Annotated in this window: 10 protein-coding genes, 1 tRNA gene, 1 pseudogene and 1 other annotated feature; of the genes and pseudogenes, 5 read left to right on the forward strand and 7 right to left on the reverse strand. The window is 30.6% G+C overall.

Features of this window, described 5'->3' with window-relative positions:
- Positions 1-39: 39 nt before the first annotated feature.
- Positions 40-327, forward strand: coding sequence for a metalloregulator ArsR/SmtB family transcription factor (locus tag RCG18_RS08370; protein ID WP_308040849.1), 288 nt, complete (start codon positions 40-42; stop codon positions 325-327).
- Positions 328-362: 35 nt separating this feature from the next.
- Positions 363-2885, forward strand: a complete 2523-nt coding sequence (locus tag RCG18_RS08375; RefSeq protein ID WP_308040850.1) for a CoA-disulfide reductase — start codon at positions 363-365, stop codon at positions 2883-2885.
- A gap of 28 nt (positions 2886-2913) precedes the next feature.
- Here RCG18_RS08375 and RCG18_RS08380 read toward each other — a convergent pair.
- Positions 2914-3721: pseudogene (locus RCG18_RS08380) on the reverse strand (DUF2225 domain-containing protein).
- 243 nt (positions 3722-3964) lie between these two features.
- Here RCG18_RS08380 and RCG18_RS08385 point away from each other — a divergent pair.
- Entirely contained in the window at positions 3965-4753 is a 789-nt protein-coding gene (locus RCG18_RS08385) for a GTP pyrophosphokinase family protein (protein ID WP_308040851.1), read from the forward strand.
- Between the two features lie 22 nt (positions 4754-4775).
- Here the strand turns inward: RCG18_RS08385 and leuS are convergent, their stop codons facing one another.
- The 6 genes from leuS to RCG18_RS08415 all read right to left on the reverse strand — a co-directional run bounded on the left by leuS (position 4776) and on the right by RCG18_RS08415 (position 10458).
- Complete coding sequence (leuS, locus tag RCG18_RS08390; RefSeq protein ID WP_308040853.1) at positions 4776-7214, reverse strand: leucine--tRNA ligase; 2439 nt, start codon at positions 7212-7214, stop codon at positions 4776-4778.
- Positions 7215-7351: 137 nt separating this feature from the next.
- Positions 7352-7562, reverse strand: a binding site (T-box leader).
- A 106-nt stretch (positions 7563-7668) separates the two neighbouring features.
- A tRNA-Gln gene (locus tag RCG18_RS08395) sits at positions 7669-7743 on the reverse strand.
- A 117-nt stretch (positions 7744-7860) separates the two neighbouring features.
- Positions 7861-8391 (reverse strand): hypothetical protein, encoded by a 531-nt coding sequence (locus RCG18_RS08400; protein WP_308040854.1) that lies wholly within the window; start codon positions 8389-8391, stop codon positions 7861-7863.
- A gap of 2 nt (positions 8392-8393) precedes the next feature.
- A complete protein-coding gene (locus RCG18_RS08405; RefSeq protein WP_308040855.1) occupies positions 8394-9002 on the reverse strand; it encodes a DnaJ domain-containing protein in 609 nt (202 codons plus the stop codon).
- A complete protein-coding gene (locus tag RCG18_RS08410) occupies positions 8986-9864 on the reverse strand; it encodes a DUF5685 family protein (RefSeq protein ID WP_308040856.1) in 879 nt (292 codons plus the stop codon). Before RCG18_RS08410 ends, RCG18_RS08405 begins: the two co-directional genes overlap by 17 nt.
- Positions 9865-9897: 33 nt before the next feature.
- Positions 9898-10458 carry a CYTH domain-containing protein gene (locus RCG18_RS08415; protein ID WP_308040857.1) on the reverse strand — a complete coding sequence of 187 codons (561 nt, stop codon included), beginning with the start codon at positions 10456-10458 and terminating at the stop codon, positions 9898-9900.
- 222 nt (positions 10459-10680) lie between these two features.
- Between RCG18_RS08415 and RCG18_RS08420 the strand changes: the two genes are divergently transcribed.
- Both RCG18_RS08420 and RCG18_RS08425 read left to right on the forward strand, forming a co-directional pair.
- A complete protein-coding gene (locus RCG18_RS08420; protein ID WP_308040859.1) occupies positions 10681-11409 on the forward strand; it encodes a LytTR family DNA-binding domain-containing protein in 729 nt (242 codons plus the stop codon).
- A 42-nt stretch (positions 11410-11451) separates the two neighbouring features.
- Positions 11452-12711, forward strand: a complete 1260-nt coding sequence (locus tag RCG18_RS08425; RefSeq protein WP_308040860.1) for an ATP-binding protein — start codon at positions 11452-11454, stop codon at positions 12709-12711.
- Positions 12712-12831: the final 120 nt, after the last annotated feature.

A 12831-nucleotide genomic window follows, 5' to 3' on the forward strand; every position in this document is an offset into this window, starting at 1 on the left:
ATTTACTGAAAATTATTCTAAAAAATTAAGAGGTATGAGATGGATAATAATTTTGAAAAATTTAATGAAAGTGCTGAATTTCTTAAAGTGTTAGCACATCCAGTTAGATTGTGTATAGTTAGAGGTTTGTTGGAAAAGGGAAGATGCAATGTAAGTCATATGCAAAATTGTTTGGATATGCCTCAATCTACTATATCACAACATCTGCAAAAATTAAGGACTGCTGGAATAATTGAAGGTGAAAGAAATGGCTTAGAGATAAACTACAGAGTTTGTGATGAGAGAGTAGAGAAAATAATTGATATATTCTTTAATGAAGATAAATAGATAAAGTTTTTCTATTAAAAAGGAGGTACAGGAAAATGTCAAAAAAAGTTTTAATTGTTGGCGGAGTTGCAGGTGGAGCATCTGCTGCGGCTAGACTTAGAAGACTTGATGAGGATGCAGAAATAGTGATGTTTGAAAAAGGAGAGTATATATCTTTTGCTAATTGTGGATTGCCGTATTATATAGGTGAAACTATTAAGGAAAGAGAAAAGCTGTTAGTACAAACTCCTGAGGCTATGAATGAGAGATTTAAAATAGATGTAAGGGTTAATAGCGAAGTAATTGATGTAGATACAAAAAACAAAAAAGTGAAGGTTAACAGCAAAGACAAAGGTGAATATGAAGAAAGCTATGATTACCTAATTTTATCACCAGGTGCAATGCCTATCAAGCCGCCAATAGAAGGTATAAATAATGATAAGATATTTACACTAAGAAACGTGCCTGATACAGACAAAATAAAAGCTTATGTAGATAATAGAAATATCAAAAATGCAGTAGTTATAGGTGGAGGTTTTATAGGAGTTGAAATGGCTGAAAACCTTAAAGAAAGAGGATTAAATGTTGCACTAGTTGAAGCAGCACCTCATATACTAGCGCCGTTTGACTCGGATATGGTAACATTTGCGGAAAAGGAACTCGAAGACAATGGAGTCGGAGTTGTTTTAAATGATGGTGTGAAAGCATTTAAGGAAGAGGAGAAGGGCATTAATGTTATTTTGAATAGCGGAAAATGTCTATATGCGGATATAGTTATACTTGCCATAGGTGTTAAGCCGGATGTGGCCTTTTTAAGGAACTCAGGAATAGAGTTTGGACTAAAAGGACACATAATAGTAAACAATAAAATGGAGACAAATATAGAAGACGTATATGCGGTTGGTGACGCTATAGAAGTAGTTGATTTTGTAAATGGAAGTAAGACGGCTATAGCCCTTGCTGGACCTGCTAATAAACAAGGAAGAATTGCAGCAGACAACATATGTGGATTAGATTCAAAATACAAAGGAACTATGGGAACAGCTATCATAAAGGTATTTGACTTAACTGGTGCAAGTACGGGAAATAATGAAAGAACATTGAAGTCAAAAGGTATATCATATAGAGTTATCTATGTACACCCTAATTCAAGCGCAGGATACTATCCTGGTGGAGCTCCGATGTCAATAAAACTTATTTTCAATAATGAAGGGAAAATACTTGGAGCTCAAGCTTTTGGCTATGTTGGAGTAGATAAGAGAATGGATGATATAGCAGTTACAATGAGGCTTGGTGGAACAGTTTATGATTTGGCAGAATTAGAGCTTGCTTATGCACCACCTTACTCTTCAGCAAAGGATCCTGTTAACATGGCTGGATTTGTTGCTGAAAATGTTCTAACTGGAAGACATGAAGTAATACTTCCAGAAGATATAGATAATAGAGATAAGGAAAAAACTCAGCTTATAGATGTAAGAACTGAAATAGAATATAAAAATGGTAATATAGAAGGTTCATTAAATATACCAGTAGATGACTTGAGAAATAGAGTGAGTGAACTAGATAAAGATAAGGAAATATTACTCCATTGTCAGGTAGGTCTTAGAGGATATATTGCTGCAAGAATTTTAATGGCACGTGGATTTAAAGTGAAGAACCTAACTGGGGGTTATAAGACATATACTATGAGTAAGTTTAGACCTAAAGATGTAGTAATGAACAAAGGCAGTGAAGGTGGTTCTATGGATTTAAGAGGAAAAGAAGCTAGTGTCAGCTTAGAAAGTACTGCTAATGAGTATAAAGAGGCGGAGATTGAATATAAGAAGGGAAGCTTTGATAAGACACTGGATGCTTGTGGACTATGCTGCCCAGGTCCTCTAATGCAGGTTAACGCAAGTGTTCAAGACATGAAAGAAGGAGAGGTATTAAAGGTTACAGCATCAGATCCAGGATTTTTCGAAGATATAAAGTCTTGGTGTAAAAGAACTGATAACGAGCTACTAGAGAGAGAAAAAGATAAGGGAAACATCATAGCTTTTATAAAAAAGGGTAAAAAAAAACAAATGATGCTAGATAACAGTAGTTGTAATACCGGTGCAATTGCTCAAAAGGATAATAAAACGTTAGTAGTGTTCAGTGGAGACTTAGATAAAGCAATAGCATCCTTTATAATAGCTAATGGTGCAGCTTCCATGGGTAAAAAAGTTACAATGTTTTTTACCTTCTGGGGACTAAACATACTAAGGAAGCATGATAAAGTTAGTGTTCCAAAAGCCTTTATGGATAAGATGTTTGGATTTATGATGCCAAGAGGGAGCAAAAGATTAAAATTATCTAATATGAATATGCTTGGAATGGGGCCTAAAATGATCAGAATGGTAATGAAAAATAAAAGTGTTACATCACTTGAAGAGCTAATACAAGCTGCTATAGATAGTGGAATAGAAATAGTGGCCTGTCAGATGTCTATGGATGTTATGGGACTTAAAAAGGAAGAGCTAATTGATGGTATAAAAATAGGTGGTGTAGGTTACTACCTAGGAGAAGCAGAGGACTCCAATGTAAATTTATTTATATAAGCTTAAAGAAGGCCCTAATGGGTCTTCTTTATTTAAAAAATTTAGAGAAAAATCCTTTTTTATCTTTTTTATTTTCATCGTCGAAAGAAATCCCTTCTGTTAAATCTTCGTTACTTTCAGATTTCTTTTTAAGACTTTCTTCTATTAAGTCTTTCTGGTCTCGAGTTTTATCTTTAAGCCTTTGAGGAGCACCAGGTGCAGTTATAATCTTACTAAACCATACTAAGGCTTCCTCAGGCTTCTCAACTCTTCTATTAAGTTCACCAATTAAATACATAATAGTGAATTTGTTCATTTCGTATATAGGAAAATCTTCATTGTAATAAGCATCACTAAATCCATCTAGGGCTTGTTTTAAAAACGTCATCTCATTGTCAGCATCTTCCTTGAGACGGTACATCCATGCAAGTTTTAAGCAGTTCATGGCCTTTTTACTTGATTTCGCTTCCGTTACAACATAGTTTAAAAGAGGAAAGTTTATATCTTTCTATAGCTATATCTATGTCATATACGTCAGGGTAGTTCTTTCCGCGCCACCTAGAAGTAATTTTTTGTTTTACTGAATCTATTTGGAAACTTCTAATTTTATGAAAATCATTTTTCAGAGCAGAATACCCACAGCTATTGCATACCCATACATCATAGAAATAGGGATTTATAACACCGTATCTAATAAAGCTGTCAGAGTCTTTTTTTAAGATTCTGGATGCTGAAGTTTTAACAACTCGAGCTTTAAAATTAATCTCGCATACTGGACACGTAACATGCGTATCATACAGTAATGATCGTTGTTTCTCTTCCTCACTTTGTCCTATTTTTTCTTCAGCTTGTTTCATTTTATCATCATCTTTTTTATACAAATTTACATTATCAATATCTTCGAATCCTAAATTTTCTAAACCAGAAAATATATCCTTTGACATTAAAACATCACCTTCAATATTAATAGTTTCTTGAATAATCCTATTATATCAAAAATTATAATAAAATTATATTATTTATTTATAAATAATATACTATAATAAAAGTGTAGTATAATATAAATGACAGCATATACTAATATGTAGGGGTGAATGGTTATGGCAATAGGAGAATGGAAAACATTTCTGATACCTTATGAACAAGCAGTTGAAGAATTGAAAATAAAATTTAGAAGCATAAGAAAAGAATATAGAAGAAAAAATGAATATTCACCTATTGAGTTTGTTACAGGTAGGGTGAAGGAAATATCTAGTATATTAGAAAAAGCTAATAAGTTTAATATACCTTTAGATAGGATTAGTTACGAAATGGAAGATATTGCTGGACTAAGAATAATGTGCCAGTTTGTTGACGATGTTGAAAAAGTAGTTGAGATAGTTAGAGGAAGAAAGGATATGAAGATTCTTTATGAGAAGGACTATGTCACTAATGTTAAGGGCAGCGGATATAGAAGTTATCATATGGTTATCAAGTATCCAGTAAATATGGCAGATGGTGAAAAGGAGATATTAGCTGAATTTCAAATAAGAACTTTAGCAATGAACTTTTGGGCTACTATAGAACATTCACTAAATTATAAATATAAACATGAAATACCTGATAATATAAAATTGAAACTAAAATCCGCAGCGGATGCAGCCTTTCAATTAGACCAGCAGATGCTTGGGATTAAGGATGAAATTAAGGATGCTCAAAAATTATTTGAAGTGAAATCCAGTTTAGTGTTGGACATAATGAATAATATATTGACTTTATCTTCGATGGGAAAGCTTGCAGAATCAACAAGGCTTCAAATACAGTTGAATAAGCTCATTGAAGAGGGTGAGGTAAATGAACTTGCTAGCCTATTAAAATCCACAGAGAAGATATTAGAAATGTATAGATAAAGGGGCCATAAGGCCCCAAATTTTATTTTACAACAATATTTACAAGTCTACCTTTAACTACTATAACTTTTTTAACTTCTTTTCCTTCTATAGAAGCTTTTATATCGTCGTTATCAAGTGCAGCTTCTTTTATTTGATCTTCAGTTAATCCTGTAGCTATATTCACTTTAGCCTTTATTTTTCCATTGACTTGAATTGCTATTTCAACCTCGTCTTTTATTAAAGCCTTAGAGTCAAATGTAGGCCACTTTTCATCAAATATTGAGTAAGACATTCCGGAAAGTTCCCATTGTTCCTCTGCAAAGTGAGGTGCAAATGGTGCTATAAGTTTTATAAAGTCAAGTATAGTCTCCTTTAAGAAAGAAGAATTTTTAATATCCTCTCCAGTATATTTTGAAAGAGCATTTATAAATTCCATCAACCTTGCTATAGAAGTATTAAATTGGAACTTAGCAGTGTCCTCACTTACAGCTTTAATAGCATGATGTCTCATATAGTTAAGCTCTTTTTCTGCTTTATCTAAAGTAGTTTTACTGTTTTTAGGATTATTTATTTCCTCTCTACAGGAGTCTAAGATTCTTTCTATTCTATCTACGAATCTGCCAATGGATTTAACACCATCATCACTCCATGCGCCACCTTCAGTATAGTCAAATCCAAACATTAGATACATTCTAAATACATCAGATCCAAACTCTTTTATATAATCGTCAGGAGATATGGTATTTCCTTTGGATTTACTCATCTTTAGACCATCAGGACCAAGAATTAATCCTTGATGTCTTAATGATAAGAATGGCTCATCAAAGTTTAAATAACCCATATCTCTTAATGCTTTAGTGAAGAATCTTGCATATAAAAGATGCATACATGCGTGTTCTGGTCCACCTACATACATATCTACAGGAAGCATCTTATTTATTGTCTCGCTATCAAAAGCTTTATCACTATTTTTGTTATCAGGATACCTCAAGTAATACCATGATGAACATACAAAGGTATCTAAGGTATCCATATCTCTTTTTGCAGGTGCACCACATACAGGACAAGTTGTGTTTATAAAATCTTCAGATTTTGATAATGGAGATTTTCCATCTGGTGAAAATTCCACATCGTATGGAAGCATTACAGGTAGATCCTTTTCAGGCACAGGAACAGTTCCACATTTATCGCAATGAATTATTGGAATAGGAGCTCCCCAATATCTCTGTCTTGAAACTAACCAATCTCTTAATCTATAGTTTACCTTTCCTTTTCCAAGGTCCATGGATTCAAGCTTTTTAACAACGGCAGCCTTAGCTTCGTCACCAGAAAGCCCGTCAAACTCACCACTGTTCATCATCTTTCCATATTCAACATAAGGAAGAGAATCTCCGCCTTCAATTACTCTTTCTATTGGAAGATTGTATTTTGTTGCAAATGCAAAGTCTCTTTCATCATGAGCAGGAACAGCCATAACACAACCAGTACCATAAGTGTTTAGTACATAATCACCTATCCAAATAGGCACTTTTCTTCCGTTTATAGGATTTATAGCATATGCTCCGCTGAATACACCAGTTTTTTCTCTAGTAATAGACTGTCTTTCTATATCAGATTGTTTCTTAGCTTGCTCTTTGTATTCGCCAACTAAAGCCTTATATTCATCTGTAGTGATTTTATCTACAAGATCGTTCTCAGGAGCAATAACTACATAAGTAACTCCCAATAAAGTATCAACTCTTGTAGTAAATACGTTAAATTCTAGATCAGAGTCTGCAACTTTAAAAGTTACCTCGGAACCAATAGATTTACCAATCCAGTGTTTTTGCATTGCCTTTGTCTTTTCAGGCCAATCTAAATCATCTAATTTTTCAAGCAGTTGTTCTGCATAGTCTGTAATCTTAAAGAACCATTGAGTTAAGTCCTTTTTAGTTACTTCAGTGCTGCATCTTTCACAAGCGCCATCTAGAACCTGTTCATTTGCAAGAACTGTATTACAGCTAGGGCACCAATTAACAGGTGCATTCTTTCTATAGGCCAAGCCATTTTCAAATAGTTTGACAAATATCCATTGTGTCCATTTGTAATACTCTGGTCTGCAAGTAACTACCTCGTTTTCCCAGTTAAACATTGTGCCCATGGCCTTAAGCTGTTGTTCCATAGTTTCAATATTTTTTTCTGTTGAATCTTTAGGATGAATTCCTGTCTTAATAGCAAAGTTTTCTGCAGGAAGACCAAAAGCGTCGAATCCCATTGGTTGAAATACATTATATCCCTGCATTCTTTTCATTCTTGCCCAAGAGTCAACTGGCCCATAGTTAAACCAATGACCTGCATGAAGCTTACTTCCTGATGGATAAGGGAACATTTCAAGCACATATAGCTTGTTATCTGAATTATTCTCATCAAATTTGTAAAGATTAGAATTTTCCCATTTTTTTTGCCACTTTTCATCAACCTTAGTATTGTAAAAGCTCATATTATCGCTCCTTTACTGTGTTTTATTATTATATAGTTGTTATTATTGCAAAAACTACATTAAATAATCAATTGCAGATACTATGCAATAATATTACAATAGTTTTAACTAATAAAAAAAGCCTTTTCATCTCCCTATAAAGAGACGAAAAGGCTGTATTCCGCGGTACCACTCTTATTAAACTAAAGACATTCTTTAGTTTCACTCAATAAAATAACGGCTTTACCCGTACCTGCTTTTCTGCAGATAAGCTCCAAGGCGAGTTCATAGATTATCAACACTGTTTTTCACCTGCCAACAGCTCTCTTATGAAGATAAGATATTACTATTCCTTTTCAAAGCGTATTATTAACTTTATTGTAAATTTTATAATATCAATAATTTTTTGTCAAGAGTTATATTAAAAGTAAGATAATAAAAGACTCTATAAAAGCTATAGAGTCTTTGAATTCAATGGCTGCCCATGAAGGATTCGAACCTCCGAATACCTGAGTCAGAGTCAGGTGCCTTACCGCTTGGCGAATGGGCAATATTGTAACACGAACAACATAAAATCTACACCAATTATTATATCATAATAAAATTTTACTTCAACCCTCTTGCTTAAAGAAGAGTTTTTGTTTTAAAATAGATACGATCTTATTAATTAGATTTTCTTATGAAGGTATCTATTTGTGTAACTTATGAATAGAGATAATGCATAATCATATATCAAAAATACTATTTCAGAGCCAGCTACCAATATATATAAAGGCATATTTACATTAATGATGTCTGGGAAAAAAGCTTTATAAGAACAAAATAGTATAAGTACAACAGAATTAAAGAAAGCTAATTTCAATATAAACTCAATATATATTTTTCTTATTCTTTCAATATAGTATTTTATTATTCCATATAACCCGAAGAATATTATATAAGAAATAACTGCAAATTTTGAACCAGAAACGAACAAAGAAATTACAGATGTAGCAAAGTAAACTATTATAGTGTTTTTCATATTAGTAGTAACAACGGATAAAGGAATAATGCTTGATGCTATACCTAATAAAAAGAGCTTATTCACGGGAATAATACTGCTTAGATATACAAAAATAACACCGAGTGCAGTAAAGATGCCACCTTTAGATAAGTTTGAAGTTTTATTAGTTCCTCTATCCAATATTAACACCTCCATTTTTAGCAGCAGCTAATGAAGTCTCCGCCACCACATTCACAACAACAGTCTAAGCAATACAAAGTAGCACAAATATTGCATAAATCAGGATCTCTTCTTCTATTATTATAGTAAGGTTCCCTATAAGATTGATTCATATTATTTAGCCTATTAAAAGCGTCTCTATATTTTCCATTGTGTGGTTCTATGTTACATGCTACGCTTAAATTATTGTAAGCTTCATTATACCAGCCTTTTCTTAGATTAAGCAGCCCCATAAGATAATTCCACTCAGCATCTCTAGTTGTAATTCTACTTAGATTTTCTTCTGCGTATCTGAGATTACCATTCTGGATAGCCATTTCAATAGAGCGATACATATCAGAGTTATTTTGATTATTATATGTATTATTTCCATAGCTAGAAGTAGAATAGGAATCATTAGAAGAATTTTTCATTAGATAATCATAAGCTTCATTAAGTTCTTTCATCTTATCTTCAGCCAATTCTCTTAATGGGTTGTTGCCATATTGATCTGGATGATATTTTTTAGCTAATTCTCTATAGGCTCTTTTTATTTCATCTTTTGAAGCATTTTTACTTACTTCAAGTACTTCATACGGATTTCTCATTATCGCAAACACTCCTTTTAAATACTTTATCCATTTTTTCCAAAAGGCCATACTGTAGAATATTATATAATAGCTCTTTATTTTTTTTCAAAGGCAACTTACTTAAAAAATATGCACATTGTGAAGCACAAGTACCTAGTATAAAGTCTATTCTGTTTTCTGCTTTCTTTGAAAACTCTTCAAAAGAAAGGTTATCTTCATTGAAGCAAGAATTTATGACATTAAATTTATTGTTTAACATATCTTTCTCTAAATCATCCCAAGCATCAATTATATATATCCATTTTCCAAGATTGTAGCCAAGCCAATATAAGGAATCTTTATTTTCACCATTTTTATAGGAAGATATAATAAAACCAGTAAGCTCAGCAAAGGGATGTGAGATGCTATCAATTGATTTACCTTTAGGATTTTTTTCTATGCTATATAGTGTATTTAACATGTTTTCTATATATAAAAGGTGTCGTTTTAAGTTAACAGGAATTTTTTTTAAATATCCTTTAAAGAATAAAGAAAAAAGTCTACTTTTAACAGAGTTATCATCATTTACATTATCTAAAAGCTTATAATAACTTAAAATTACATTGCAAAATGCAGCATAGCTTAAATAATCATTATCTTTAAGAATAATTTTTTTCTTAAGTGGATGTATGGCACATCTTTGTTTTGTATAAGTTGATTTGCTATTATCTAGAGAATCTAGTAGTATAGCCAGGAAAGTCATATCGTAATTAAGAGCTGCTCTAGGAATGTTTCCTATATTTGTTTTTATAGATTTACACAAACCGCAGTAGTAAGATTTAAATTTTTCATAGTCTTTAATTTTCAGCTCCATTTTACAGGGAGTAACGTAACCAAACATATAAATTCTCCATTTCTAATAAAGAAGCATTAGCTAAAGTCCAGGCTCGCAATTAATTGAATAATTGCCTTCTTTTAATATTTCAAATATGGTTTTAGAGGTAGTATCCTTAATTGTATATCCTAGCAAGTTAACTATCTCTTCAAGTTCAGTATCGTCACTAGTTTCAAATTCTATGTAAGGAAAAGGACAAAATGATTTCTCGTTTATATCAATTTCAATTAATGTATTTTTATATTTATAGCTTTCTCTATATTTTTTTACAGATTGCACAAGATTTAAGCCCAATGATCTAAATATATTTTCTCCAGCTTTAGAATCCAGTATTTCTGTTTCATTTTCCTCCATAATTTTGTATTTGTCTTGGCTTAGTAATTTTTTTGTAGTCATATAATAATGATTTCGACTATTAATTAAATCCTCTACCATTCTTATTCTGGCATATCCCTTATTGTTTAATAACCTTTTATCTTCAAAATCATATATATTGTTAATCTGATTTTCTTGTTTCACTTTAATCGCATTTATTTGCATAAGCTTAGCTCTTATTTGATCTACATTGATGTTAATTATTCTTGTTTCAAATTCTTTCAAGGTAACACCTCTTTTGTTGTAATATATCATTAATTTGAATTATATCATAAGTTATTTGGTATATGTATAAATTTCTCAATGGACATTGTACATTTAACTACTGTTTTACAAAGAAATCATATAAAGTAAATATAATCCTTCCTTTCTTGTAGAACCTTTGTTGAAATTTAAGGAATATTAAGGTAATATACATATATTATGGTATAATAGGGAGGATTTCTTGTGGTTAATATATTAGTAGTTGAGGATGATAGTAAGCAGCGAGAAAATATTGTAAAAATGATACAGGGAGTAGATGGAGATTTAAATGTATACGAAGCAGAATCTAAAGAGCAAGCTATAAAAACTTTACAGGAAACTTATATAAATTTCTTTTATATTGATATTTCATTAAAAAACTCTTCTGGTTTGGAGTTAGCCTTTGAAATTAGAAAAATGGGAAAATATAAGTTTAACTGGATAGTTTTTATAACTACCCATATTCAATATATGCTTCAAGCCTTTAAAGAAATTCACTGCTATGATTATATAATAAAGCCTTATGACAAAGACGAAGTAATAAAAATGACTAAAGAGCTTATTGAAGGAAGTCACATACATAGGGAACAAGAAAAAAAAGACAAGCATGTAATTTTTGATTTGAAAAATGGTATTAACATTAAGTTAAATGTGGATGAAATCATTTTTATTGAGATAAATCTTAGAATAATGACTGTTCATACCCAAAATGGTAATTATGAAGTGAAAAAGCTTTCACTAAACAAAGCCCTAAAAATTATTAATTGTGATAACATAGTTCAAAGTCATAAATCTTTTGTAATAAATACGAATCATATTAAGAAAATTGAAAGTATTTCTAGTAAGCTATGGAAAATTAATTTTAGTAATTGTAAAGAAAAGGCTTTTTTAAGTTATAAGTTTAAAGATGTTATAATGGAAAGATTTAAATAGAAGCTTAGGCTAATATGCTTTTAGCAAACTATAGGGGGAGATATGGTGGATATGCTAAAGAGCTTTAGTGTTACATTCATTGAGCTAAGTTCTTTTATGATTTTGTGGTCTAAATTCAGTTTGAAAAAAGAAAAAGTTATTATAAAAAATTTTGTTATAGTATTTATTACATCAGCTGTAGTAGCTGCTGCTTATTCTATAAATAATTATTACAGTATGATTTGTAATTATATAGTTATATTGTGTTTAATTTCATTTTTTCATGACAATAATTTTATTAAATCACTAATAGAAGTTTGCATAAATACATTATTACTAATGATTTCACAATTAATAACAATGTATCTAATAAAAATTTTTTTTCCTAACTGGGATATGGAATCCTTCACATTTAGCTTAAGTATAGCAGTTACGATATTTATTTTAGCTGTAATTATATATTACTTTGCACCAGACAAAAATATATATAGGACAATAGAATTGAATTCAAAAATACTATATTACATTGTAATAAACTTTATTGGATATATATTAATTTGCAAAATAATTTGGGAGTATAACGAAAAACTGATTTTAAATAATATAATTGTATTTATTGTAATGTTAATAGCAATATTTATTTTAAATTTATTTTTGTGTTATCACATTGTAAAAATAAATGAAGAGAAAAAACTTATAGAGTTACATAATAGATATAATCCTATTATTGAAAATATCATAGAAGAAATTAGAAGAAAGCAGCATGAATTCAAAAATCATCTAAATACTATAAATGGAATAGTACAGGTATCAAAAGAAGAAGAATTAAAAAATAGTTTAATAACTTATATAAGATCATTAAATAATTCTGTTAAAAGTATTGAGGATATTATATATATAGATAGCTTAGTATTAAGGGCTATAATATTTAGTAAATGTTATGAGGCAGAAATGAAAAATATAAAACTTTCATGGTCTATAAGTAATGATTTAGAAAAATGGAATGTAAAGGATTATGAACTCTCTGAAATATTAACTAACCTTTTAAATAATGCTTTTGAAGCAGCAAATAACAGCACAGATAGAATTGTAACATTAAACATATTTAAAGATGAAAATAAAAACATTATAGAAGTAAAAAATAGTGGGCAACTAATAAAGATAGAAAATATAAAAAAAATATTTAATAGAGGTTTTTCAACTAAAGAAGGGAAAAATAGAGGATATGGACTATATAATGTAAAAAAAATAGCTGAATCTAATGGTGGTAAAATTCAACTATTTTTTGATAATTCTTATATATGTTTTAAAGTATTAATCTAAAAAACTTTTTGGAGGTATTGGTTCGCCTATAAATACAAATGAATTAGTTTTAAGTAATAAGCTTGAAAAACTAATCAAGTATAATCCTAAGGTGTTTAAAAATAATTTTGAAGGCCTTTT

Source organism: Clostridium sp. OS1-26, from assembly GCF_030915445.1.
In the GTDB taxonomy this organism is placed as follows: domain Bacteria; phylum Bacillota; class Clostridia; order Clostridiales; family Clostridiaceae; genus Clostridium_AM.